This window comes from Variovorax sp. P4_B10 (assembly GCF_056402375.1).
In genome coordinates, this window is the sequence record NZ_JBFUHN010000004.1 from 112,141 (window position 1) to 137,939 (window position 25,799).

The following is a 25,799-nucleotide window of genomic DNA, read 5'->3' on the forward strand; positions in this document are numbered from 1 at the left end:
ACGGCCTCTCAGCGTGGCGGACGAATCAGGCGGACGAACGGAAGGAACCCGAGCAACGAGCGCATCCGTATCTCGTACAGGAGAAAATCGAAGACGCAGGCAACGAAGAAAACGTAGTGCGGCTTGTCGGGAAAGATCGACACGACGACGCCGTATGAGAGCAGCCGCAGCACCACCTCCGCCAGCGCCCATCGGCCGAGGGAGCCCACCGGCGTATTGAGCGAGAGCACCGTTTCGTGGTGGACCGTGTAGGTTCTCAGCAGGAAATAGGGCGCCATGCAGAGAAAGATCTCGCGCGCCTCGCTCCACAGCTTCAGCAATGGCGCGGCGACCCACAAGAGACCCGCCAGCGCGACGAAGAGGGCGCAGCCGAGAAGAAAGGCATGCTTCGCCAATTGCAGCTTCGCCGCCGTGAAATTCCCGGCACTAGCATCCAGCATGGCGGGCGTCTTCGTGACGAGAAAGGACTGGACGAATTGCGAAGGCGCTTCCGCCAGCAGGAAGGCCAGCTTGAATGCGCCGACATAGGCCAGCGGCATGAAGAAAGCCACGATGAGCAGGTCCGACTTCCGAAGAAGAAAGATCAGCAGCGCATACACGGTCGCACTGCCTTGCGATGCGAGAGCTAGCGCATGCCGTCCGCGCGGCGGCGCGGCGCCCCTGGCCGTCATGAAGATCGCGGCGCACACGAGCGCAAAGGCGAACAGATTGATGAGGAGCAGGTTCGTCACGCTGAGGTCGAACCCCAGCGAGGCGAAGGCCACCACGCCCAGCACGAGGATGGTCGAGCGGATGCCGGCGTCCAGGTTGAGGAGGCCCGTGTAGCCCAGGCCACGGCCGTAGGCGAGGCGCAGGCTGCTGAACGCGAAGATCGCCAGTGTGGCCACGATCACCAGGAACGGTGCGCCGGTCGGCGGCAGGTGCTGGGCGCCCAGGACGGCGGCCATCAGCAGCGTCGCCAGCGGAAGACCGATCGCCAGCGTGCGCACGAGATCGCCGCGGAACACGCGCGGCGGCACGCTGGGCGCATTGCGCAGGAAGAGCAGGCCACTGCCCAGCGTTCCCACGACCAGCGCCACCTCCAGCACGGACTGGTAGACGGAATACTCGCCGAAGCGTTCGGGCGAGACCTTCGCCGCCATTAGGAAGACGGCCAGAAAGCCCGACAGATAGACGAAGAGCCGCGAAGCCAGCGCACCCAGGCCGAGAAGCTGCGCCATGCGCACACCGGGAAGGGCGAATGACGAGTCGGTTTTCATGGCGTGTGCCTGTGCCGGCGCTACTTCATGGCCCGGGCGTTTGCAACACGGCGCGCGTCGAACGCCCTTCGTGCGCGCGCGGTGACGCTGAACACCCGGTTCTTGGCGATGCGGGCCAGCAGCATCAGGTAGATCAGCGACGCCATCGTCCGCACGTGGCCGTGCAGCGCGGGCTGCATCGCCATCTTTGCGCTGCCCTGGAAGTGCAGGGCCAGCACGCGGACCGCTTCGCCGGTGGCGGTCGTCGTCAGGCAGGGGTGGCCRTCGACATCCTCGATGCGCTTGGCGCCGCCGCGCACGCGAAATTCGTTCGCGAGAAGGTTGCTGCCGCCATTGATGTTGTGATCGATCACCCCACCGTCGAGCACCCGGTTGATGGGGGCGGCATTGCCGGTCGCATGGGCCCACAGGTAGAGCAAGGTCATGTCCGAGACCCCGCCGCGCACGCCCTTGGCGGCGAACCGGGCGGCGATCTCGCGCAGTTTCTTCAGGCCCCCGGGTGTCGTGTAGGCGTCGAGCACATGGGCAACGAAATGAAGAAGCCCCGCCGATGTCCAGTAGCTGACGTGCGGCGATATCTGGCAGGGGTCCCATCCGTCCTGGAGGCGAAGGCAGGAGCCGGAGAAGTCCGCCGCTCCGACCAGGCGCCCGATGTGCTCGCCGATGCCCCGGAACAGCAGGACATCGCTGTCGATCAGCACGAACCTGCGGCACTCGGGATGGGCGCCGAGGTACTTCGCCAGAAGGAAGTAGCGCCGGAAGCAGACCTTCTCGAACTCGGGTGCATTGCTCGACAGGTGCACGTAGGCGTCGCGGAAGCGCGCGTAGTCGGGTCCCGCGTCCGTGCCCGAGAGCACGACCAGTTGTTCTCCGGCCAGCGCCGCGGACTCGCGGCACAGCAGGAGGGCCTTGTTCCAGCGGTCTTCCACGACGATGAAGGCGAGGGGTGAGTTCATGATGGGGCGATGAAGGATCAGGACTTGGACGCGGTGGCGCTCCGGACCAGCGCGACGTGTGCGGGAAGAAAGCGGAAATTGGCGTCCAGGGGCATCTCGAGCGTGAACAGTCCGCCCCGGGCGTTCGCATCGGCGATCCAGCCGCGCACCTGCGCGGCCGTGAATCGCGCCGGCGCCGGCCGGGCCCAGGACGCGCTGAGCGGCGTCAGCACGTGGAACGTGAGTTCGGACGGAGCGCCCGCGGGGTGCGGGGGCGGTTGCATGAACTCGCCGGCCATGAGGTTCTGACAAGGCGCCGACCTGATGCTGAAGCGCTCCGCGCCTTCGCCGGCATTGAAGGCGAGCCACCGCTGCGCCGCGCCGCTGCGCGCGGCGTTGCAGAACGCTCCCCAATCGCTCGCCGTCATGCCCACCGTGTTGTAGACGCCGTCGAACCACCAGCCCTTGGCGAGCGTGGCGTAGTGTTCGGACCAGCTCCTGATGACGACCGACCAGGCGGCGATGAAGCGCGCGGGCGGCGGCGACTGCTCGGAGACGTCGCCCAGGCACTCCATGAGGTAGCGGTCGCCCTGGGGTGCGCGAAACGGCAGGTAGAGGATCAGGGCGATGCCGTGGCGCTGCAGCGACCGGCCGATCTCGAGCGGCAGGTCCCGCGGCGGCCGGTTCCTGGCGCTGTCGGGGCACAGCACCTCCAGCGCGGAATTCGGCGCGATGAACTGACCGTTGTTCTGTCCGAGCGTCAGGATCAGGTGGGACGCCCGCATTTCCACCAGCGACGCCACGAAGGCCTCCACATCGAAGCGCCCGATGTCGGCGATGGATTGCTTGTCGGGCAGGTAATGCACCATCACGCCGAAGCCCGGTGTCGTCGTTCCCGGGGGCTGCATCTGCCCGGCCGCCGCCCCTGCACCCAGAACCAGTGCCGCGAGAAGGCGCCGCAGAAGGTTCGTGCGTTTGTTCATTGCATGGCCCGGGTGAACGGAACAGCCCTGCGCTTGAGCGTGAGATAACTCGCCGCGACCGCGCCGGGCGTGCAGGAATCGGCATGCGGCCAGACGGGGTGCACGTGCCGGTGCATGGCGAGGTACTGCGAGAGCCCGCCGAGATCGCAGGGCGCGCTGCCGATGAAGAAGCCGTAGCCGGCAAAGAGCTCCTTGTGCACCGGAATGTCGGAGAGCAGCAGCGGCACGCCCAGGGTGGCCGCCTCGGCGGCGGAGAGATTGAAGCCTTCGAAGGTGGACAGCGAGATGAAGGCGGTCGCGCCGATGTAGAGGCGGATCAGCTCCTCGTGCGAGACCAGTCCCCGGTGCCGGATGGCGCCGCGAAGCTCGGGTGCCATGGCCGCGATCATCCTTTCGACATCGGCCGCGCCGTTGCCGGTGATGTAGAGACAGTCGACGAGGCCTTCGCGCTTCATGCGTTCGAACAGCTTCAGGATGCCGCCGAAGTTCTTGTGCGGGTAGTAGTGATAGGCCGCGATCAGGTACCTCGAGCCGTCCTCCGCGGTGCCGCCACGGGCCGCGTCGCGGGCTGCGTCCACCGGATTGAAGATGACCGTTGCACGCTCGCAGCGCATGAAGTGCTTCTCGAAGTCCTGCTGGCTGCTCTTGCTGATGAAGACGACGTCCGCAGCGCTGCGCGCAGCGCGCCGCAGGTTCCAGTCGAGCCACAGGCGCTTGGTGCGGCTGAAGTACTGCGGATAGGCCTTGTACTGAAGATCGTGGATGACGACGATCGAATCCCGGTGCCGTCCGAACAGCGTGAAGGGCAGGAAATAGTTGGGGAACAGCGAGAAGACCCGCTCGCCGGACACCACCGACCGGATCCGGTAGAAGTTGTAGAGCAGCGTGTCCAGCAGGAAGCGGCTGATCCCCAGCCGCCGCGCGGCGTCGTAGAGGCGAGGGTGCCGTTCGCTGATCGAGCGGACCTGGTCGCGCGAGGACAGGCGCATGCTCCTGAGCAGGACTTCGGAGACGTTCAGCACGCCGCCCGCCGCCTTGTTGAGCCGGATGGTGTCGTAGAAGAGGTAGGTGGACATGAGGGTGCTCACGCTGTCTCGATGCCGCGCCGCGCGGCACTGCGATTCAACCGGCGAGCCCGCGCGCTCAAGATGCCGGCGACGAGCGCCGCGATCAGGCCCGAAGCCGCGAAGGCCCCCCACCCGAGGATGGGACCGCGCATGAACGGCACATAGGCGGCCAGCAGCACCAGGGCGCAGAGGTAGGCGCCGGACACCGCGCGGCGCGGGTCGATCGCCTTGTCCACCACGCGGAAGCAGGCCGAGATCACGAAGCCCAGCATCAGGGGACCCAGCAGCCCGAAATCGAAATACGCCGTCGTGAACGGCGGCAGGGAAAGATTGCTCTGCGAGAAATTGCCCAGGATGCCCGGCCATCCGAGCGGATCGAAATCCGGGAACATCTTCAGGTCGCGCGGCAGGAAGAAGGAGAAGGCCGACAGCAGGTAGCGCCCGAGCCCGAGGTCGGGCTCAGGCACCCGCTCCAGGATGCCGGCAACGATGAACATGGCGTCGAAATCCTGGCTGTAGGGAAAGGTCGAGAGCGATTCCCCCCAGAAGCTCCCGCGCGACACCAGGTTCAGCACCGGGCCGAGGCCTGCGATGGCGGCGAAGATCACCCCGGCCAGCAACCAGCGCCTGCTGCGCCCGAAGCCATGGATGAAGAGCGGCAGCAGGCCGATCAGCAGGATCTGCCGCGCCGTGTTGACCGGGTTCGCCGCGATGGCGGCCAGCGCGAACGCCAGGCCCGCGGCGCACCATGCCCACAGCGTCCGCTGGCGAAATGCGTGGATCGCCAGCGCCACGAAACACACCAGCACGATGAGCTTCGGCAGCGTGGAGTAGACGATGAAGTCGACGGGAAAGTTGATCTCGGCCCCCAGGCCCGCGATGCCGCGCGCCACGAAGTTGAGGTCGGGGCGAACGAACAGCGACGCGAAAGCCGCGAGAGCGCAACCCAGCAGAACGAGAAGGGGGTGGGCCACGCCGACGGCGCGCGGACCTGTCCGCCTGGCCATCCCCGAAGGCGCATCGGGCACCCCGAAACGTGCGGCTTCCACGCCCGCCATGTACAGCAGCAGGAGCACCAATGCCTGCGTGTGCGCTGCCGCGCCCAGGACGCCGACCTCCCAGAAGTCGACATCGGCGGCGATCTGCATCGCCGGAGCCAGCGAAAAATAGGTCAGGATCGTCACGTAGTGGATCAACAGGAACACGCTGCCTCCCGGGGCGCCGAGCATCGCGAGCTGGACCACGGTCAGCACGCTCAAGGCGGCGTAGCCCCACACGGGATCGACCAGCCCGCACAGGAATGCGCAGGCGATGCCGAACCAGAAGGCGAGGGCTCTCATGGCTTATGCGTGCTCGATCTCTTCCGAGAACCGGGCGGCCGTCTGATAGTCCGCATAGGTGCGGCGAAGCCCTTCGGCCAGTGGCACCGTGGGATGCCATCCGAAGGCGGCGGCGCGCGACACATCCAGCAGCTTTCGGGGTGCGCCGTCCGGCTGGGCCAGGTCGTAGCGGATGCTGCCCTCGTAGCCGACGACCTCGCGGACGAGCTCGACCAGCTCGGCGATCGAGATATCCTCCCCGGTGCCGAGGTTGATGTGTCCGCGCATCGGGTCGGTGTTCTGCTCGTAGGCGCTGCGCGACAGGCTCATGACCTCGAGGCAACCCCGGACCATGTCGTCGACATAGAGAAACTCGCGCCTCGCCCGGCCGCTGCCCCAGATCAGCACGCTGGGCGTCTTGCTGATCTTGGCCAGGTGAAAGCGCTGGATCAACGCGGGAACGACGTGGCTGTTCTCGAGGTGGTAGTTATCGCCGGGCCCATACAGGTTGCTCGGCATCACGCTGCGGTAGTCGACGCCGTGGGTCGCGCCGTACTGCCGGTTGTAGCTCTCGCAGAGCTTGATGCCCGCGATCTTGGCGATCGCGTAGGGCTCGTTCGTCGGCTCCAGTTTGCCGCCGAGCAGGGCCTCTTCGCGGATCGGCTGGTCGGCGAGCCGCGGATAAATGCAGCTCGAGCCGAGGAACAGCAGCCGCTTGACGCCGGCAAGAAAGGCCTGGTGCGTGACGTTCGCCGCGATCAGGAGGTTCTCGTAGATGAACTGCGCGGGATAGGTCATGTTGGCGTGAATGCCTCCGACCCTGGCCGCCGCCAGGTAGACCTGGTCGACGGGCTCTGCCGCGAAGAAACGAGCCACGGCCGCCTGGTCGAGCAGGTCGAGCTCCGCATGGCTGCGGGTGACGACTTCCTGGCCCGACTCGCGCAGACACCTCGTGAGCGTCTGCCCCACCAATCCGCGATGACCTGCAACAAAGATACGCATATGTTCTTTCGGTGAAGGGTTGATGTTTCAGGGAGGGGAAACCGGAACGGGGCGCTGCCTAGCGGGAGCCGCGTGCGCGGGCCACGACGGCGAAGGTCTTCAGCAGGATCAGCAGGTCGCCGTGCAGGGACAGCGTGACGACGTACTCCGCATCCATGGCGGCACGGCGCCGGTAGCTCACCTCGTTGCGCCCGCTGATTTGCCAGAGCCCGGTGATGCCCGGCCGCACGGCGCAGTAGTGGTCCCAATAGACGCCGTAGAGCTCCTTCTGGGCGAACATGCAGGGCCGTGGACCGACCATGCTCATGTCGCCCCGGAGCACGTTCCAGAACTGCGGGAACTCGTCGATGCTGTACTTGCGCAGGAAAGCGCCGAAGCGGGTGATGCGCGGGTCGTGTTCGAGCTTCTGGAACTTCTGCCATTCCCGGCGCGCGGCCTCGTTCTCGCGCAGGTGCCGGGCCAGCACCATGTCCGCATCGGGCACCATGGTGCGGAACTTGTAGAACCGGAAGACCTTGCCGTCCTTGCCATAGCGCGGCTGCATGTAGATCGCCGGCGAGCCGGATGTCAGCCGCACGCCGAGCCATATCAGCGCATAGGCCCAGCCGAGGAACACGAAGAAGGAACCCGCCATCAGGATGTCGGCGGCGCGCTTCTCGAACTGGAGCAGCCGCGAGTCGCCGACCCATGCGGTGGTTGTTGTGGTGGTGGCGGCCGCCGCCCGCACGGGCGGCGTCGACGAGTGCAGGGTGTTCATGATGGGGCGTGCTCCGGCTCGATGCGCTTCGGAACGACCGTCTCGGGGCCTTCGATGGCATAGGCAGGCTCGCGGAAACGGTAGCTGCCGTAGCCGTAGTCGTAGTTGCCGTAGCGGCGCTGCGTGATGTCCACCGCGTTGAAGACCACGCCGTGGAATGCCGCTCCCACGTGCGCCAGCCGCCTGGCGCTTTCCAGCAGCTCGCCCATTTCGCTGTCGCCGGCGCGGGCCACCAGCAGTACCGTGCCCATGCAGGGCGCCATCGCGGTCGTCTCGGAAGCGAGCAGCGCGGGCGGTGCGTCGATGACCACCGCGTCGTAGCGTGCGGACAGCAGGGCGAGCACCTGGGCGAAGGCGTCGCAGGTCATCAGGCTGGCCGGATCGGAGGTCGGCCGGCCGGCGGTCATCACGTCGAGATGGGGCAGCACCTGGTGGTGGATCGCCCGCTCGAACGGCATGCCGTCCGCAATGACGTCCGCGAGCCCGTTCTTGCGGGGCAACCCGAAATGCCCGGCCAGGTTGCCCCGGCGCAGGTCGGCATCGATCAGGAGCACGCGCTTGCCCGACGTTGCGAGCAGGGTCGCGAAGTTCGACGAAACGAAGCTCTTGCCGGCGCCGGGCGTGGCGCTCGTGATCAGGATCCTGTTGTTCGGCGCCCCGAGCATCGTGAACTTGAGCGCCGTGCGCAGGCGGCGCAATCCCTCGAGGGCAGGATCGTCGAGGTGAAGCGCCGCCAGCACCTTGATGCCCGGCTTGCCCTTCGCGACGGCGCGCTCGAGCAGGCGTTGCCGGCGGCTCAGTGCGATCGAGCTGTAGACATCGAGCCCGGTACGGAGCTCGATCTCGGTCGGGCTCGCGATGGTGCTCTTCAGCGATTTGCGCAGAAGCGCCGCCACCCCCGAAAGGAACAGCCCTGCCGCCAGTGCGAGCGCCATGACGATCACGCCCTTCGGACGGATCGGCTTCTCCGGCAGCATGGCCGGGTCGAGCACGTGGACGTTGCCGATCCTTCCTTCCCTGGCAAGGCGCATCTGCAGCGAGCTGTTCAGCAGCGATGCATAGAGGTCGGTGTTGACCTTGATGTCCCTTTGCATGCGCAGCGTGTTCTGCTGCAGCATGGGCATGCGGCGGATGCGCCCGTCCACGGCGCCGAGTTCCTTCCTGAGGGAGGCGATCTGCGCATCCACCGTCACCACGCTGGGGTGCAGGTTGGTGAGGCGTCCCGACAACTCGAGCCGTTTCTGCCGGGCGTCCAGCAGCTTTGCCTGCAGGTCGACGTTCTGGGACAGGGCGTTGCGGGCCTCGTCGTCGAGGCTRATCGTTCCGTTCTGGTTGCGGTACTGGTTGTAGGTGTCCTCGGACTGCTCGAGCTGCTCCCTGAGCTTGGGCAGTTCGGAGCCGAGAAAGCTCACGGCGCGTTCGGCCTGCGCCGTCTTCTGGTCGATGTTCTGCCGTACGTAGAGGCGCGCGACCTCGTTGAGCAGGTCGGTCAGCTGCGCGCGGTCGCCGGCCTGCCAGCTCACATCGATCACGCCGGACTGCTTGCCCCTCTCGACCACGCGCAGGTCGTTCTGCAGGCCGAGCAGGGTGAGCTGCTTCGACTTGCGCACCAGCTCGAAGGCGCCGCCGGGCTGCGCGTCGAAGGAGGCCACCAGCAGGTGCAGCCTGCCGGCATGGGTGTCGGCATCGAGCGGCACGCCGACCGTGCCCCGCAGCGGCGTCGCGAGCTTCGGATGGGTCAGGGTGTAGGCGCCGTCGCTGCCCGCAATCAGCAGGAAGCGCGTGCCCTCGAGCGTCGCCGGTACGTCCATCTGCGGCACCGAGATCCGTTCGATGCCCGAGACATGGTTGCCGAAACCCGCGATGCCCGGCGTGGAGAGCTCGTTCGCATAGCGCGCCATGAACGCGCCGAGGAGCGGGATGTAGTGGGGTTGCGCGGTGATGAACAGGCGGGTGTTCTCGATGGCCTGCCCGAGCACCGCGCGCGACTTCAGGATCTCGGCCTCGCCGGAGGTCGGCGTCTTCGCGGCCAGGGTGTTGCCGTTGGCGTCGCCGGGAAAATTGCCGCCTCCGCGCTCCGCATCCTCGACCTGGATCAGCACATTCGCCTCGTACACCCGGGGCCCCAGCAGCGCATAGCCCAGGCCCAGCGAGAGCGCCGCAGCGGTGATCGCGGCGATCAGCCACCGGTTGTCGAGGAACAGGTCGATGTTTTCCTTCAACCTGGCGGCTTGCGGCGGGTCGAAGTCGGCACCCGGAGGTGCGAGAAGCGGAGGTTGCCAACGCGCAGTCATGGGATTCACCTTTTTTCGTGTTGCCGGGCGGGCGTTCACCGGCGGGCGGTGTCGCGAACGAGATTGACGACCTGGGCCGCAGGCAGGATCAGGCTGAAGACCCGGCTCCACGAGACCAGCGGCACGTGATCGACGTAGATGACGTCGCGCGGCTTCAGCTCGAAGCGATCCGCCAGTGCGAGAGCGACCGGGTTGCGTGCGTCGAGGTTGTAGATTTCCTGCCGATCGGGGTCCTCGGACGAATTGCGGACCACGTAGATCTGGCCGGGGCTGGAGGTCGCGTGGTCGAGGCCGCCCGCATCGCCCAGTGCCTCGTTGAGGCTCAGGCGGCCGTTGCGCATGAGCAGGCCGGCGGGCCGCTGGATCTCGCCCATCACATAGACCCGGCTGTCGTCGCGGGTGCCGACATTCACGATGTCGCCGTTCTGCAGCGGGATGCGGTTGCCGTCGACGCCCAGGCGCTGCAGCATCGGGAGGTCGATCAATACCGTGCGGTCGCGCCGCGTCAGCGTCACCCGCGAGCGGTCGCCGATGGGGGTGATGCTGCCCGCCCTGTTGATGGCCTCGGACAGCGTCATCGGCAGGTCCGTGAAGATCTGGATGCCCGGCGTGCGAACCTCGCCTTCGACGTAGGCCCGCTGGCTGCGGAACGACTGGATCCGGACGGTGACCTGCGGGCTCTTGATGTAGGCACCGATGCGCCGCGAGATCAGTTCGGACGCGCCGGTCTCGGTCAGGCCCTGCACCTTCGTTCGCCCGATGTAGGGAAAGCTGATCTCGCCCGCGGCGTCGACGATGAAGCCGGGCGCCACGGTCACGCCCGTCGGGTCCGTCTGCTGGGCGATCACCGCGCCCGCATTGGGCAGCAGCTCGGGGTGGTCGTAGACGATGATGCCGACCACATCTCCCGGCCCGATGGTGTAGACCGGCGCCTTGTTGAAGAGCGCCTGCACATCCGCGGGGATGCCGGTCGTGCGCTTGCCTGCCTGGGCACGGATCAGCTCGGGCGTGATGGGGATCACTTTCCCGTCGGCGCCGGACGACGCCCCGTTACTCGACAAGGGCCCGGGCGATCCGTAGCCTGGTATCCCGCCGCAGCCGAACAGCCCGAGCGACAGCAGCAGGGCCATGGCCATGTATCGGAATCGCTGGTCGGCACGAATGAGGGCAGACAGGACGCGCGTTCCGCGTGGCAGGGGGGCTGGATCGGGATGTTGCATGAGAGTCTCCTTGACGGCCGGGAATCGGGTTCGGGGTTCGGATCAGGGCGCGGCCCATGTGGCGGGCAGGGCGCGTCCGGTGCCGGCGAGCGGACGGTTCGGGCTGCGCTGCTCGGCGCCGGCGCCGAAGCAGCGGTCGACGACCCAGTCGCCGACCGACGCGAGGAACAGCTGCTGTCCCTTCAGCGTGCAGACGGTGTGGTCGACGTCCCGCATGAATTCGTAATGCAGGGCTTGCGCGAACGGCTCGCGCCGGAAGGCGCCGAGCTGGTCGCGGTCGTGGTCGCAGACGTGCAGCGAGCCCGAATACAGCAGCTGCACCGCCACCTTCCGCTCGACCAGGCGCTTCATGGCCGCGCCGAACCAGGCAGCGTTGACTTCGGGCGGCCTTCTTTCCGCCAGGAAGCCGGGCAGCGGTTTCGTCGAATGGCTGCGCAGCAGGTGACGCTGGAGCCAGCGCTTGGCCTTGCCCGGGAAGGACGGGTGCGCGGGCGCGGCCAGGGCACGCCGCACCGTGCGCTCCCAGCGTGCGCGCCGCTCCGGAAAGGCATAGCCGTCGAACAGCGAGAGCGCCACCACGCGCGTGTCCGCCACGGCTGCCGAGATGGCGTGCTGCACACCCGAACACATGCCGACGATCACGAACTGCCGGATGCCCAGCATGCTTTCGACCAGGTCCATGCTGGCCTGCAGGTCGTGCATCGCACGGGTCTGCAGGTCGTGCGCCATGTCGGATGCGTCGCTGTCCCCGACGCCGCCCAGGTCGAAGCGCAGGCTGCTCACGCCGCGCTCGGCGAGCACATGCGCCAGCTTGACGTTGATGCGGCGCGGCCCGACCCGGTGGTTGGCGCCCATGTTGAACATCAGGCAGGCGACGTTGGCCGGCACCTGGTGCATGGGAATGGTGACCATGCCCATCAGTGCGTCCCCGGGGCCGAAGCGGACCGGGCTTTGCGTCATGTCATTCATGGAGAGCACCCTGCAAGCGGTTGAGCGCGTCGGCCGGAACCATGGCGCTGTTGGGATAGGGGTCGGAGGTCCAGTCGAGCCGGTGCTGGAAATAGGCGAGCCGCACCGGCATGTGGCGCGACTGCTGTTCGGCTGCCCATTGCGCCGTCTGCTCGTCGTCGGGCGCCGTCAGGACCAGGGTGTCGTGCAGGGCCGTGAGCGGGAGCGACTCGGGCACGAGCGCGCCGAGCTGTGCGCGCAACGCGGGCGAGAGCGACGTGCCGAGGGCCTCCTCGGGCAGCGCGTCGGGCTCGCGCACAAGGCTGCGGCGCCAGGCGAGGTCGGGAATGCAGAAGGTCGTGTCGATCGCGGCGACATGCTGTTCGCGCAGCAGGCGCGCATAGCGCCGGCCGTCGATCACCGGCTCCCACAGCACCAGCCGCACCGGGTCGCAGCGCCCGTTGCGCGCCGCCAGCACGGCCAGGGTCGCACCGAGCCGCGCGCCGATCCAGACGATGTGGCTTCCCGGCGCCCGCCGGCGCAGTTCTTCGTGCGCCGAGCACAGGTCGCGCCGCCAGCCTTCGAGCTCTCCGTCGCCTTCGTCGCCCGGCGAGTCGCCCGAGCCGTGGAAGTCGAAGCGCAGCGTGGCGATGTGCGCCCGCGCGAGGCGCTCGGCCAGCACCTTGAAGAAGCGATGGGTGCGCAGGCCCTCCTGTCCGAAGGGCGGGCAGACCAGCACCGCGGTGTCCCCGGGCTGTGCCTCGGCAGCGGCATGGAACACGCCGAAGACCTGGCGCGAGGCCGGTCCGAACATGAATGGATGGGCGTTCATGCGCAGGCCTCCACCGCCGGGCGCGGTGCACCGGCACGGGCGTGCGTCTGCCGCCATTCCGCGAGCGAGCCGACGCTGTCCATGCGCAAGGGCGCGGGCCGCAGCGCGATCCACAGCGTGCGGCCGGCGATCGGCACCTCGACGCCGCGGCAGTCCGGCGCCAGGCCCACCTCGAAAAGCCCCGTCGGCACGATCAGTCCGAGGCCGATGGCCTTGAGGCAGGCTTCCTTGCGTGTCCAGCAGGTCAGGAAGGCGCAGTCGCGGTCGCCGGCGGGCAAGGCGGCGAGTGCTTCGTTCTCGCTGCGCGTGAAATGCCGCGCGGCCAGCGCGAGTGCATCGGGCACCGGGCGCAGCTGCTCGACGTCGGCGCCCAACGGGCCGCGCCCTCCGATGGCGATCAGGCCGAGTCCCTGGCTGTGGCTCAACGAAAAACGGACGTACGGCCAGCCGGACAGCGAAGGCTTGCCGAACGCGGTGCGGGCAAAGCGCAGCGTCTCGGCGCGCTCGCCTGTCTGCTCGGCCAGCGCGTACCGCAGCGCAACGTGCGCAGCCACGAAGCGCTGGCGGTCGATGGCGAAACGGAGTTGCGCGGCACGCGCGCGTTCCTCGTCGGACAGGATCTGCCCGGCCACGGGGCCGCTGCAGTCATCCAGCTCGAGATACCGGCAGACCGGCGCCTCGACAGAAGAATGGGCAAATACCACGTGTCCCATGATCGATCACCCCTTGCGCAGCCAGCCGCCGAAGGCGCGGCTCAGCAGGCCTTCGCCATGCGCTGTGTCCTTGAGATTGCCGAGATCCGGGAGGTCGGCGTGGTCCGGCGCGGCGTGCCCGGACAGCGCGATCTGGCCGAGGTTCTCGAACAGGTAGCGGCGCGGATCCACGCGGTAGCCCAGTGCCTGCTCGGTCTGCTGGATCGCCCGCAGCACGAGCAGCGAATCTCCGCCGAGGTCGAAGAAGTTGTCGCTCGCGCGGATCTCGTTGACGTCGATCCCGATCACGGAGGCCCAGATCTGCGCGAGCTGGGCGTGCTCCGGATTCAGCAGGACGTCCTTCCCATCCTTCGCACCGGCGGCCCCATTCGCGTCCGCCGTAGCCTTGAGCGGATCGACGGCGGCGAGCTTGCGCAGGTAGAGGGCGCTGGGGGAGCCCTCCTCGGCAGCGAGGTAGGCCAGCGTCGCCTCGGGACGATCGACGACCCTGTGCAGCAGTTCGAGATAGCGGTCGCGCAGGTGGGCCCCGGTCTCGCGCAGGTACACGTCCGCGTTGTAGATCAGGGCGCCTTCCAGGCCCTGCACCTTGTCCATCAGCCAGACGCCGATATCGTCGGTGGCGCCGTGCTGCATCAGGTGCATCTGGCGGGTCTGCAGGCTGCCGATCCGGCGCGCGCGGTCGCGTGCGTCCTGGAACGAGAACATCGATTGGTAGGGGCCGACCGTCCTGATCTGGCCGCCGAAGCAGGGCTCCGCCATCAGGGCCTCGAACGGCACCTGCTGATAGTTCATCAGCGCCAGCAACTCCTGCTTCACGTAGCGCATGAAGTCCGGGAGCGACTGGTGGAGGTCGACCTGCAGCGAGACCGGCAGAACGTTGTTGAAGATGCCCATCACGTCTTCGGTCTCGGGCTGCTGCCGGCCCCGCACCGGGTTCGCGATGACGATGGCATCGGAGCCGATGACCCGGCTCATGGTGAGCGCATAGACGCCGAAGGTCAGCATGCTCAGCGTCACGTCCATGTCGCGGGCGGCCTTGCGCAGTTGCTGCGTGGTCGCCAGGTCGATGCGGATCCACTGGGCGCCGCCCTGGCCGCTCTTGCCTGCGCGCCGCGGCATGTCCGTGTTCGGCAGGCGGGGCAGGGGTGCGCTGGCGAAGCGCTGCCGCCAGAATTCGAGCTGTTCCTCGAAAGCCGGCTCCTGCATCCATTTCGCCAGCCACTCGGCGTAGTCGCCGTGCGTGGTGGCGAGCGCGGGCAGCGTGTGCGGCCGTCCGCGCTCCGACGCGTCGTAGATGGCCGAGAGTTCGCGCTGGAGCAGGTCGAAGGACCAGCCGTCCCAGATCAGGTGATGCGGCACGAACACGAAGACATGGTCGTGTTCGTCGAGCCGGAACACCGCGGCGTGGAACATCGGCGCACGGTGAATGTCGATCTGCCGGTCGGCGAGCTCCTGCATGCGATCGGCCAGCTCGGCTTCGCGCTGGTCGGCCGGCAGGTGGCGCAGGTCGACGAAGGGCAGCGAGAACTCCACCGACTCCGAGATCAACTGGGCCGGCTTGCCCGTGTGCGGGTCGGTGCCCATGCGGGTGCGCATCGCGGGCTGGCGGCGGATGATTTCCTTGAACGCCGCCTCGAAGCGCTTCGCATCGAAACTGCCGAGCAGCCGATGCGCGGAGGGTGCGTTGTAGACGGAGCGGCCCGGATGCAGGTCCTCCATGAAGCGGATGCGTTCCTGCGACGGCGTCAGCGGGGCCGTCCTGCGGTCGATGCGGCAGGGCAGCGGCGCCTGCGCGCCGGCGCCCGCACCCAGCAGGCCTTCGACGACGACGGCCAGCCGCTCGGCCGTGGGCGCCTCGAACAGCGAACGCAGCGGCAGCGTGATCTGGAACTCGCGGCTCAGCAGCGTGCTCAGGCGCGCGGCGAGCAGCGAATGGCCGCCCACCGTGAAGAAGTCGTCCCGCATGTCCAGGCCCGGCAGGCTCAGCACCTGTTCCATGGCCGCGAGCACCTTGCGTTCGCATTCGTTGCGCGGCCCGGCGCCGCGCCGCGCCTCTTCGCGCGAGACCGCCTGCGGCGCCGGCAGCGAGACCCGGTCGACCTTGCCGTTCGGCAAGGTGGGCAGCGTCTTGAGCGCCACCACATGCTGCGGCAGCATGAAGGCCGGCAGGTGCTCGCGCAGGTGCAGCATCAGCGCATCGAGGTTGAAATCGACGCCGGGGGTCATCGCGAGGTAGGCCACCAGCCGGACATCGCCGGGAACGTCCTCGCGCGCCACGACCACGCTGCGCGAGACGCCGGCGACCTCGCAGCAGCGGGCCTCGATCTCGCCGGGTTCGATGCGGTAGCCGCGGACCTTGAGCTGGAAGTCGAGCCGGCCCAGATGTTCGATCAGCCCGTCGTTGCGCCAGCGGCCGCGGTCGCCGGTGCGGTAGACCGTTTTCGCGGCGCCCAGGATGCGAACCGGGACGAAGCGCTCGGCGGTGAGTTCGGGGCGGTCGAGGTAGCCCGGCGCGAGGCCCGCGCCCGCGATGCAGATTTCGCCCGGCACGCCGATCGGGCAGGGCTGCAGGTCGGCGTCCAGGATCCAGATCTCGGTGTTGTCGACGGGCTGGCCGATCGACACGCCGCGCGACGCGACCACCTCGGGGACCACTTGCCAGGCGGTGGAATACACCGTGGTCTCGGTCGGGCCGTACCCGTTCCAGAGTGCGCAGCGATCGCACAGCGCGTAGGCAAGGCTGGGCCGCAGCGCCTCGCCGCCGATCCAGCCGCGAAAGCCCGGGGCGCCTTGCCACTCGGCATCGAGCAGCAGCTGCCACATGCCGGGCGTGGCCTGCAGGAAGGTGATCCGCTCCTCTTCGAGCAGCTTGCGCAGGCGGTTGCCGTCCATGGCCGTTTCGCGCTGCACCATCAGGATCTCTGCACCCGTCGCCAGCGGCAGCAGCAGGTCGGGGACCGCCATGTCGAACGACAGGGTCGTCACCGCGGCGATCCGGTCGCTGGCGTTCATGCCGGATTTCTTCTCCATCCACTGGAGCAGGTTCGCCACCGACCGGTGCACGGCGCCCACGCCCTTGGGCAGGCCGGTCGACCCCGAGGTGTAGATCACATAGGCGATGTCGTCGGGACCCGCGTCGCCGTCGCCCGGCGGCAGGGCCTCGGCGGGCGCCTGCTGCCAGGCGATGTCGCGGTCGATCTCGAACACATGCTCGGCCGCGTCGGCGCGCCAGCTGCGCGGCGCCGCCACGACGTCCGACGAGGTCAGCAGCAGGCCGAGGCCGGCGTCCCTGGCGTAGTGGTCGAGCCGCGCCTGCGGAAATGCGGGATCGAGCGGCACGTAGCCGGCCCCCGTCTTCAGCACGGCCAGCAGCGAGACGATCATCTCGAGGCTGCGCTCCAGGCACAGACCCACGCGCTGGCCGCGGCGGACACCGCGCGCGCGCAGCGCATGCGCCAGGCGGTTGGACAGTGCATCGAGCTCGGCGTAGCTGCAGCATCGCGCACCGTCGCGCACCGCGGGGCTGTCGGGCTGCAGCGGCACGCGCGCCAGGAAGCCGGTGAGCGCATGGGGGGCGCCTTTCAGCGCGGTGGGCGGCGGCTGCAGCGCGAGCAGCGCCTGCGTGGCTTCGGACGACAGCACTTCGAGCCGGCCGATCGCCTCGCCCGGGTTGCCCACGGCCGAGCGAAGCACGCACTCGAACATGTCCAGCCAGCGCTGCACGCTGGCCTCGTCGAACAGGTCGGTGTTGTACTGGGCCTCGACCTGCAGCCCGCCGTCGAGGGGCCGGAGGTTCAGGAAGAGTTCGGAGTTCTCGTACTGGCGCGGGATCGTGTCCTGCGCGACGTCGAGGCCCGAGAAGGTCTGCGCGCTGCTGGCGACGTCGGGGTCGACGTTGAACATCACGCTCACGAGCGGCAGCCGGCTCGGGTCCCGCTGGAGCGACAGCTTGCCCAGCAGCGTGCCGTAGGTGAGCGCCTGGTGCTCGAAGGCGTCGAGCACGGTGGTGCTGCATTCGCCCATCAGGGCGTCGAAGCGCAACTGGGAACGTGCGGCGAAACGCAGCGGCAGCAGGTTCACGCAGTGACCCACAAGGCCGGGCATGTCGCGCGCGAGCTGGCCCGACGCGGGGACGCCGACCACGATGTCGTCCTGGCCGGTGAGGCGGTGCAGCGTCGCGACGAAGCCGCTGAGCAGGCCCGCGAACAGGCTGACGCCGGTCTTCGCGCTCGTCGAGCGCAAGGTGCTCACGAGGCGGCGGTCGAGCAGGCGTTCGGTGCGCCGCGAGCCGAAGGTGCGCACGGCCGGGCGCGGATGGTCCAGCGGGAGCTCCAGCACGGGCAAGGTGCCGCCGGAGAAGCGCTCCAGCCAGTAGTCCACATGCGCCTGCATGTCGGGATGCGCGGCGTCCTCGGCCTCGTCCGCGCCGAAGTCCGCAAACAGGGGCGGCGCCTTGAGCGGCAGCCCGTCGCCGGTCTGCTCCGCATAGAGATGGCCGAGCTGCTCGGTGATGACCATCCAGGACCAGCCGTCGCAGACCACGTGGTGGGCCGACATGACGAGTTCGTGTTCGGTATCGCCCAGCCGGCACAGCACCGCGCGGAACAGCGGGCCGTGCTCCAGCGCGAAAGGCGTGCACACCGCCGCGTCGTGTGCGGTCTTCAGCGCCTGCGCACGGGCTTCGGGCGCGAGGCCGCTCAGGTCCTGCTGCGCCAGCGCATCCGCGCCGGCGTGGCCGACCAGCATGCAGCTGCCGTCCGGCGAAATCGTGGCGCGCAGCGACTGGTGGCGCTCGATCAGGCGGGCGACGGCCCGCGCCAGCGCGTGCCGGTCGAGCGGCCCGCGCAGGCGCAGCACCACCGAGTCGTTGTAGGCCAGCGAAGCCTCGGTGCTCATCGTCGCGCCGAGCCAGATCTCGCGTTGCGATTCCGTCGTCGGGATGACGCACTCGATGAAGCTGCCGACGGCGGAGGGGCGAAGAACGGCGTTCATGCTGCGGCCTTTTCGTTGAGGTGGCTGGGGGCCGGGGTGTCCGGCACGTACCAGAAGGGCTGGCCGTCGACATCGCGGGCGAGGATCGAGCCGTCTTCGCAGGGCTTGCGGACGTCGAAGCCCGCGACGGCCGCCGCGCGGCGCGGCAGGAAGCCGGATTCCTGCATCTCGGCGACCGACTCCTTGAATGCGCGCTGGATGACCTCGATGTCCTGGGCGCTGTGCGCGCTCGTCAGGAAGCACGGGAAGTTGTCGAGGATGTGCACGCCGCGGCTGCGCATCATGGCGAACAGGAGGTCCTGCAGCGGGTGGTCTTCGAGCCAGTTCACGCGCCAGAGCGAGGCGAAGTGCCGGATCGCGATCGGTGCACCGACTTCGACGCACCAGACCGTGAGTTCGTCGGCCATCGCGGTGGTGGTCGCCGTGAGCCCGGTCTGCAGCGCCGGCCCGGCCTGCTTCAGGTGCTCGAGCGATGCCTTGGCCGCCGCCAGCGCCAGCGGATGCCGCACGAAGGTGCCGGCGAAGTAGGTCACGCCGACGCCCGGGATCGAGTCGTCCCCGTACTGCCAGCCGCCGCCGTCGAGTGCATCCATGAACTCGCGCTTCCCGGCGATCACGCCGACCGGGAAGCCGCCGCCGATCACCTTGCCGTAGGTGGCCAAGTCGGCGCGCACGCCGAAGAGTTCCTGGGCACCGCCCAGGGCCGTGCGGAAGCCGGTGATGACCTCGTCGAAGATGAGGCAGACGCCGTTCTGCGCGGTGATGGCGCGCACCTCCTGCAGGAACTCGCGCGGCTGGAAGTCGGGGCGGCGGCTCTGCACCGGCTCGACCAGCACGGCGGCGAGGTCGTCGGCGTTCTCGCGGATGAATGCCAGCGCTTCCGGCGTGCCGTAGTCGAGCACGCGGATGTCGCCGAACATGCCGCTCATCACGCCCGGTGCGGCCGAGAGTCCCTTGCCCCCGCGGCCGGCGCGCACCAGCACCTCGTCGAAGGTGCCGTGGTAGGAGCCGGTGAACACCACCGCGGTGCTGCGGCCCGTGACCGTGCGCGCGATGCGCAGCGCCGCCATCACGGCCTCGGAGCCGGTGTTGCAAAGGCCTGCGCGATCGCAGCCCGTCAGTTCGCAGACCAGGCCGGTGACCTCGGCCGCCAGCGGATGCTGCGGCCCGATCTCGTAGCCGGCGTCGAGCTGCCGCCGCACGGCGTCCAGCACGAAGTCCGGCTGCCAGCCGAACATGTTCACGCCGAAGCCGTTGAGCGCATCGACGTATTCGTTGCCGTCGATGTCCCAGAGCTTCGAGCCCTTCGAGCGCTCGATGACGATCTGGTAGGTGATCTCCTTGGTCAGCGGCCGGAAGCCGTTGACCACGCGGGGGTCAGCCATGTGAGGCCGATTCGCCTCGGTGAACTGCTTGCTCTTCTGCGTGCGCTCCACATAGCGCCGCATGAAGGTCGCCAGCCGGGCCTTCTGCCGGGCGCTCGGCTCGGTGGTGCGCTGGGTGTGGATCCTGGCGATGGCGCCGAAGGCCTTCGACACGTCGTAGCGCACCGGCTCGCGTTTTTCCTCGGGCGGCTGGGCACTTGCGGGTGCGGCGGGCGCAGCCTGCACCGGCATGGGCATGACGGGAACGGCCGCTGCGGAGCCCGACAGCAGGGCGAGTTGCTGGCGCATGAGCTCCATCTGCTGTGCGATCACCCGCGACAGCGGGTCGGCCGCGAGCTCGTTGCCCTGGGGCGCCGCGGACGGCAGCGCCGCAGGCACGGGCAGCGGCCGGACTGCAGCCTCTGCCACGGGCACCGCAGCGGTCGCGGCCTCGGCGGCCACTGGCGCCGACACCGGCTCGGGCGGCAGGCTCTGCTGGAGGAATGCGGACAGCGTGTCGAAGTTTCGATAGCTTTCCATCAGCTGCCTGAAGCTGAGGTTGACCTTGAAACGCTTCTTGATCTGCGTGGCGGCCTGGGTCAGCGTGAGCGAATCCAGTCCGAGTTCGCCGAAGGGCGCTTGCCCCTCGGCATTCGCCATGTCGATGCCGGAGATGTCCTCGAACAGGGCGCGCAGGCGCGCGTTCATGGACGGTGTTTGCGCGATGGGTGGAGGAAGAGGCGAAGGCGCTGCAACTGTCGTCACGGTCGGCTCCAGGGTTGTGGGGGGGATGGAAAGGGCAGGCATCACCGCGGGCGACAGCACGGCGGAGGTGTCCGCGATGTCGACCCAGAAACGCTTACGCTCGAACGGATAGGTGGGAAGGCGCACGCGCTGCGCGCCGGCACGGGGGGCGAGCCGCGACAGCGCGATGTCGGCGCCGCATGTCCACAGGCGGGCGAGCGCCAGGCGCAGCGTGCGGGTTTCGTCGGCCGGCTCGCCGTGCAGCAGGGAGACTGCCGTGGGGCCGCCGGACTTCGACTTCGGCAGGAGCTTGTCTGCGCCGTGCTGGCGCACCAGCGTGGCGAGCGTGTTGCGCGGGCCGACCTCCACGAAGACCGGATGGGCCGCCTGCGCCGCGGCGCTCTGCAGCGCCGGCGAAAAGCGCACGGTGCCGCGCAGGTGCCGGGCCCAGTAGGCGGCGCTGGTGGCTTCCGCGTCTTCGAGCCGCCGGCCCGTGAGCGTCGAGAAGATCGGAATCGCCGGCGCATGCAGCACGACCTTGCTCACCAGCGCCTCGAAGGGCGCCACGGCGTCGTCCATCATGGCGGAATGGAAGGCGTGCGAGGTCTGCAGCAGCCGGGTGGCGCTGCCTTCTTCTTCCAGCGATGCCTGAAGGGCGGCGATCGCATCGAAGGGTCCTGCGGCAACGCAGGCGTTCGGCCCGTTCTCGGCGGCGAGCGAGACCGAGGGCCCGAGCTTCGCCGTCAGTTCGGCGGCACCGAGGCGCACCGAGAGCATCGCGCCGGCCGGCAGGGCCTGCATCAGCGCACCGCGGCGGGCAACGAGCCGGGCGGCGTCTTCGAGCCGCATCACGCCCGCCAGCACGGCCGCGGCGAACTCACCGACGCTGTGGCCGATCAGCGCGTGAGGGCGCGCGCCCAGCGAAAGGAGCCGCCGCGCCAGCGCGTACTCGATCGCGAACAGCGCGGGCTGCGTGACCGCCGTGGGTGCCAGTGCGAGCGCATCGTCGGAAAACAGCCGGTCGCACAGGTCGAAGTCCAGCACGCCGGCGAAGGCGTTCAGGCAGTCGTCGAGCGCGGCGGCGAACAGCGGGTCGTTCGCATACAGGTCCTTGCCCATGCCCGCGTACTGGGCGCCCTGGCCCGGAAACATCAGCACGAGCTGCGAGGCATGCGAAGCCGCGCTGCCGCTGACGCGCCACGGGGCGTTCTCGCTGCGCAGTGCGGCGATCGCCTCTGCCGCGTCGCCGGCCACCACGGCGCGGCGGAAGACGTGGGCCTTGCGGCCGACGCACAGGGTGTAGGCGACATCGGACAGCGACTGCGCCGGATGCGCCTCGAGATGCGCGGCGAGCTGCTCGGTGGCCACCGCGAGCGCGGCTTCCGACCGTGCCGACAGCTGCAGCACCTGGCACCCCGCATCGGCCACCGGGGCCGGCCGCGGCGGCGCTTCCTCGACCACGACATGCGCGTTGGTGCCGCCGACGCCGAAGGAGCTGACGCCCGCGCGGCGCGGCTGGTCGCCGCGAGGCCACGGCTGGAGCTGGTTGCTCACGTGGAACGGCGTGCGCGCGAAATCGATCACCGGATTCGGCACGCTGAAATGCGCGGTGGGCGGAATCAGCTCGTGGTGCAGCGACAGCGCGGTCTTGATGAGGCCCGCGGCGCCGGCAGCCGTGACCATGTGGCCGACATTGCTCTTGAGGGAGCCGAGCGTGCAGTAGCCCCGCGCGTCGGTGTGTTCGGCGTAGGCGACGGCCAGCGCCTCGACCTCGATCGGGTCGCCCATCGGCGTTGCGGTGCCGTGCGCCTCGACAAAGGAGATGCTGCGCGCGTCCACGGCGGCCGCGGCAAGGGCGGCCCGGATCACCGCCGCCTGGCCGTCCACGCTGGGCGCGGTGAAGCTGGCCTTGGCGCCGCCGTCGTTGTTGACGCAGGCGCTGCGCAGCACCGCGTAGATGGTGTCGCCGTCGGCCAGGGCGTCCGGCAGCCGCTTCAGCAGCACCACCGCCGCGCCGTCGCTGAAGACGGTGCCCTGGGCCTGCGCATCGAAGCTGCGCGTGTGGCCGTCGGGCGACAGCATCGAGCCCTCCTGGTACAGGTAGCCGCTGCGTGGCGGGCATCTGACGGAGGCGCCTCCGGCCAGCGCCATGTAGCACTGGCCGGCGCGCAGCGCATGGAAAGCCTGGGCCACCGCGACGAGCGAGGTCGAGCAGGCGGTGTGGACGCTGACGGCCGGCCCCGTGAGGTTGAGCCGGTTGGCGACCCGCGTGGTGATGTAGTCCTTCTCGTTGGCCAGCATCACCTGGAATTCGCCGACCGCCTCGACGAGATCGGGCCTCGACGCCACGTGGTGCTGGAAGTAGCTGGCGTTGTACATGCCGGCATACACGCCCACCGGACCCGGCGCCTCGTCGGGCACATAGCCCGCGCGTTCGAGGCATTCCCAGCAAATCTCGAGAAACACGCGCTGCTGCGGGTCCATCAGTGCGGCTTCCTTCGGGCCGATGCCGAAGAAGGCCGCATCGAAGTCCTCGATGCCTTCGATCACGCCGCGTGCCCGCACATAGGCCGGGTCCGCGCGCAGCGCTTCGCCGATGCTGGCGTCGAGCGTGGCGTCGTCGAAGAAGCTGATCGAGTCGCGCCCGGCAACGAGGTTGTCCCAGAACTGCTCGACATCCGCGGCGCCGGGAAAGCGCCCCGCGGTGGCGATCAGCGCGATCGCGTCGGATGCGTCGCCTCCCGGGCGGGCCGTGCTGCCGGGCGTGGCGACGGCGGACTGCGGCGCCGGGCCGGCCGGCTCTTGCAGCCGGGCCGCCATGGCCATCGGCGTCGGGTGCCGGAAGAACAGGTTGGTCGAAAGGGGCAGCGCGCTGCCGTGCTGGAGGTCTGCAAGAACCTGCAGCACGCGCATCGAATCGCCGCCGAGATCGAAGAAGTTGTCGCGGCGCCCGACCTTGTCGATGCGCAGCGCGCGGGCGAAGGCCTCGCACACCTGCTGTTCGGCGGCGTCACGCGGCTCCTCGAAGGGCTGGGCGAGGTCGGGGCGCTCGCCGGCCGGATCGGGCAGGGCCTGGCGGTCGAGCTTGCCGTTGGGCGTGACGGGAAGTTGCGGGAGCCAGACCTGGGCCGACGGCAGCAGCGCCGCAGGCAGGCTGAGCGACAGGTGCGTCCGCAGCGCGTCCCACGACATCTTCTGCGATTTCGCCACCAGGTAGGCGACAAGGCGCAGTTGCCCGTCGCCGTCGGGCCGCGCGACCACGGCGCAGGACTGGATGGCGGGATGCGCCAGGATGGCCGACTCGACCTCGCCGGTTTCGACCCGGTGGCCGTGGATCTTGACCTGCCCGTCGCGGCGGCCGATGAACTCGACGGTGCCGTCGGGCAGCCAGCGCGCCAGGTCGCCCGTGCGGTAGAGCCGGTCGTCCGGCCCGCCGAAGGGATCCGGCATGAAGCGGTCCGCCGTGAGATCGGGCTGCCGCAGATAGCCACGGGCGAGGCCATGGCCGCCGATGCAGAGCTCGCCCACGAAGCCCGTCGGCAGCAGGGCCAGCGCGGGGCTCAGCACGCGCAGCACCGTGTCCTTGATCGGCCGGCCCAGCGGCACCGAGCGCAGGTCGGCCGGCAGCGCCGGCGGAATGCGGTGTGTCGCCGCGAAGGTCGTGCACTCGGTCGGCCCGTAGCCGTTGCGCAGCGCCAGGCCAGGGAGCGCGGCCAACGCACGCCGCACATGCGGCACCGAGAGGGCTTCTCCGCCGGTAATGAGATGCCGCAGGCCCGCGAGATGCGCCGGATCGTCGTCGACCACGGCATTGAAGAGCGCGGCCGTCAGCCAGGCGGTGTGCACGTCGTGGCGCGCGATGGTGCGGGCGAGGCCGGCGCCGGTAGGCACCTGCTCGTCGTGGACCACGCACCGGCCGCCGTTGAGCAGGGGCCCCCAGATTTCCAGCGTGGATGCGTCGAAGCCGAGCGGCGCCGCATGCAGCATGGCGAGGCCGGGGGCGAACTCGACATAGTCGACGTCCACGACGAGGCGGAGGATCGCGCGATGGCAGATCTCGATGCCCTTGGGCGTGCCGGTCGAACCCGAGGTGTACATGACGTAGGCCACGGACTCGCCATCGGCCACCGGCGCGTGCCAGGTGCCGGGCCCAGGGTCGTCGAGGGCCGGGCCGTCGAGGGCCGGGCCGTCGAGAAGCAGCGCGTCATGGCCCTCGGGCACGAGGTGCCGGTGTACCGATTGCGTCACCACGTGGTGCGCGCGCGCTTCGCCCAGCATGTGCGCGATCCGTTCGGGCGGGAAGTCCGTGGGGATCGGGACATAGGCCGCGCCTGCCTTGAGGATGCCGAGCAGCGACACGACGGCTTCGATCGACCGTTCGAGGATCAGCGCGACGCTGTCGCCGCCTTGTATGCCCTGGCGTTGAAGGTGCCGCGCGAGCCGGTCGGACCGCCGATCGAGTTCGCCGTAGGTCATCGTCCTGTCGCCTTCCACCAGGGCGACGGCTTCGGGGGCCGCACTTGCCCGGCGGCTGAACAAAAGGGGCACGGTGAGCCCGGGGTCTACGGGCGCAGGAGTGGTGTTCCACGTGGTGAGTTGATGGTCCCGGTCAGCGAGCGGGAGGGTGCGGATCTCGCCCAGCGCCGCATCGGGGCGATCCAGCAGATCCGTGGCGGTGTCGGCAAGGGCCGCGAGCAGTTGTTCGCCCGACGCGGCATCCATCAGGTTCGCCGCCGCGTCGATGTGAAGGCTGGTGGAAGCGTCCGGCGCGAGACGCCACGAAAGCCGGATCGGAGCGTCCGCTTCGGCCGGATCGATGCCGTCTCGCAACCAGARCGAGGAAGGGGCGGAAAGAGGGGATGAAGAAGAAGGAGCGTGCGAAGCCACTTCGGCCGCCTGGCGCCGGCCRAGGTCCAGTTCGGCCAACCAGGCGCTCGCAGACTTCGCGGCATCGAATGCGAGGGTGATGGACACCCGATGCGCGGGCGCTCCCGGCGCGGCGCCCAGGGCTTCGTCCAAAACAGGGGAGTGCGTGCCGAGCCAGCGCGACTGCAGCAGCAGCCAGGCTGCGGCGAAGAGGGTGTCCGGCAGATGGCCGGTGGCGCCGACCGATGCTTCCCGGCGCTGTTCGAATCGCGGGCCGAGCGTCAGCGACGCTGCCAGCCGCTTGCCTGGCGCCCCGGCTCCGGATGGCGGGGCGAAAAGGTCTTCCAGCGGGAGAGAGGGGACGGCGGCCCGCGCTGGCGAAACAGTTTGAATTTCCATGTAAATGTCCGAATAGAAATCACGATTAATTTAATTAAATGAATATAATATTTGGCGAATCAATATTAAATAAGATGACGCATTGACTCGCTTTTGTGTCTCGAT

The 25,799-nt window shown here is 68.9% G+C and carries 14 protein-coding genes; all 14 read right to left on the reverse strand.

The features are described 5' to 3' along the window. Positions 1-8 precede the first annotated feature (8 nt). The 14 genes from AC1DXX_RS03755 to AC1DXX_RS03820 are packed head-to-tail and all read right to left on the reverse strand — an operon-like array spanning position 9 to position 25,694. Positions 9-1,259, reverse strand: coding sequence for a lipopolysaccharide biosynthesis protein (locus AC1DXX_RS03755; RefSeq protein WP_478132818.1), 1,251 nt, complete (start codon positions 1,257-1,259; stop codon positions 9-11). Positions 1,260-1,279: 20 nt separating this feature from the next. Next, complete coding sequence (locus tag AC1DXX_RS03760; protein ID WP_478132819.1) at positions 1,280-2,215, reverse strand: hypothetical protein; 936 nt, start codon at positions 2,213-2,215, stop codon at positions 1,280-1,282. 17 nt (positions 2,216-2,232) lie between these two features. Further along, positions 2,233-3,177, reverse strand: coding sequence for a hypothetical protein (locus AC1DXX_RS03765; protein WP_478132820.1), 945 nt, complete (start codon positions 3,175-3,177; stop codon positions 2,233-2,235). Continuing rightward, positions 3,174-4,265 carry a glycosyltransferase gene (locus tag AC1DXX_RS03770; protein ID WP_478132821.1) on the reverse strand — a complete coding sequence of 364 codons (1,092 nt, stop codon included), beginning with the start codon at positions 4,263-4,265 and terminating at the stop codon, positions 3,174-3,176. Before AC1DXX_RS03770 ends, AC1DXX_RS03765 begins: the two co-directional genes overlap by 4 nt. Continuing rightward, complete coding sequence (locus AC1DXX_RS03775) at positions 4,262-5,584, reverse strand: hypothetical protein (RefSeq protein ID WP_478132822.1); 1,323 nt, start codon at positions 5,582-5,584, stop codon at positions 4,262-4,264. The genes AC1DXX_RS03770 and AC1DXX_RS03775 overlap by 4 nt, the downstream gene beginning before the upstream one ends. A 3-nt stretch (positions 5,585-5,587) precedes the next feature. Continuing rightward, positions 5,588-6,565, reverse strand: coding sequence for a GDP-L-fucose synthase family protein (locus AC1DXX_RS03780; protein ID WP_478132823.1), 978 nt, complete (start codon positions 6,563-6,565; stop codon positions 5,588-5,590). Positions 6,566-6,623: 58 nt separating this feature from the next. After that, on the reverse strand, positions 6,624-7,322 hold the full coding sequence (locus AC1DXX_RS03785; protein ID WP_478132824.1) for a sugar transferase: 699 nt from the start codon (positions 7,320-7,322) through the stop codon (positions 6,624-6,626). Beyond that, positions 7,319-9,616, reverse strand: a complete 2,298-nt coding sequence (locus tag AC1DXX_RS03790) for a polysaccharide biosynthesis tyrosine autokinase (protein WP_478132825.1) — start codon at positions 9,614-9,616, stop codon at positions 7,319-7,321. The genes AC1DXX_RS03785 and AC1DXX_RS03790 overlap by 4 nt, the downstream gene beginning before the upstream one ends. Before the next feature lie 35 nt (positions 9,617-9,651). Then, the gene (locus tag AC1DXX_RS03795) at positions 9,652-10,836 is read right to left on the reverse strand and encodes a polysaccharide biosynthesis/export family protein (RefSeq protein ID WP_478132826.1); all 1,185 of its coding nucleotides are present in this window, start codon (positions 10,834-10,836) and stop codon (positions 9,652-9,654) included. A 42-nt stretch (positions 10,837-10,878) separates the two neighbouring features. Further along, complete coding sequence (locus AC1DXX_RS03800) at positions 10,879-11,805, reverse strand: alpha/beta hydrolase family protein (protein WP_478132827.1); 927 nt, start codon at positions 11,803-11,805, stop codon at positions 10,879-10,881. After that, positions 11,798-12,616, reverse strand: coding sequence for a serine aminopeptidase domain-containing protein (locus AC1DXX_RS03805; RefSeq protein WP_478132828.1), 819 nt, complete (start codon positions 12,614-12,616; stop codon positions 11,798-11,800). Before AC1DXX_RS03805 ends, AC1DXX_RS03800 begins: the two co-directional genes overlap by 8 nt. After that, the gene (locus AC1DXX_RS03810) at positions 12,613-13,329 is read right to left on the reverse strand and encodes a 4'-phosphopantetheinyl transferase family protein (RefSeq protein WP_478132829.1); all 717 of its coding nucleotides are present in this window, start codon (positions 13,327-13,329) and stop codon (positions 12,613-12,615) included. The genes AC1DXX_RS03805 and AC1DXX_RS03810 overlap by 4 nt, the downstream gene beginning before the upstream one ends. A 6-nt stretch (positions 13,330-13,335) precedes the next feature. Then, positions 13,336-18,321, reverse strand: coding sequence for an amino acid adenylation domain-containing protein (locus tag AC1DXX_RS03815; protein WP_478132830.1), 4,986 nt, complete (start codon positions 18,319-18,321; stop codon positions 13,336-13,338). Next, positions 18,318-25,694: a hybrid non-ribosomal peptide synthetase/type I polyketide synthase gene (locus tag AC1DXX_RS03820; protein ID WP_478132831.1), complete on the reverse strand. Its 7,377-nt coding sequence runs from the start codon at positions 25,692-25,694 to the stop codon at positions 18,318-18,320. The genes AC1DXX_RS03815 and AC1DXX_RS03820 overlap by 4 nt, the downstream gene beginning before the upstream one ends. Between the last annotated feature and the right edge of the window lie 105 nt (positions 25,695-25,799).

Coding starts and splice junctions, on each gene's coding strand:
- AC1DXX_RS03775 (WP_478132822.1), bottom strand. CDS start 5,584: ATGAGAGCCCTCGCCTTCTGGTTCGGCATCGCCTGCGCATTCCTGTGC.
- AC1DXX_RS03800 (WP_478132827.1), bottom strand. CDS start 11,805: ATGAATGACATGACGCAAAGCCCGGTCCGCTTCGGCCCCGGGGACGCA.
- AC1DXX_RS03810 (WP_478132829.1), bottom strand. CDS start 13,329: ATGGGACACGTGGTATTTGCCCATTCTTCTGTCGAGGCGCCGGTCTGC.
- AC1DXX_RS03780 (WP_478132823.1), bottom strand. CDS start 6,565: ATGCGTATCTTTGTTGCAGGTCATCGCGGATTGGTGGGGCAGACGCTC.
- AC1DXX_RS03805 (WP_478132828.1), bottom strand. CDS start 12,616: ATGAACGCCCATCCATTCATGTTCGGACCGGCCTCGCGCCAGGTCTTC.
- AC1DXX_RS03795 (WP_478132826.1), bottom strand. CDS start 10,836: ATGCAACATCCCGATCCAGCCCCCCTGCCACGCGGAACGCGCGTCCTG.
- AC1DXX_RS03815 (WP_478132830.1), bottom strand. CDS start 18,321: ATGAACGCCGTTCTTCGCCCCTCCGCCGTCGGCAGCTTCATCGAGTGC.
- AC1DXX_RS03785 (WP_478132824.1), bottom strand. CDS start 7,322: ATGAACACCCTGCACTCGTCGACGCCGCCCGTGCGGGCGGCGGCCGCC.
- AC1DXX_RS03765 (WP_478132820.1), bottom strand. CDS start 3,177: ATGAACAAACGCACGAACCTTCTGCGGCGCCTTCTCGCGGCACTGGTT.
- AC1DXX_RS03755 (WP_478132818.1), bottom strand. CDS start 1,259: ATGAAAACCGACTCGTCATTCGCCCTTCCCGGTGTGCGCATGGCGCAG.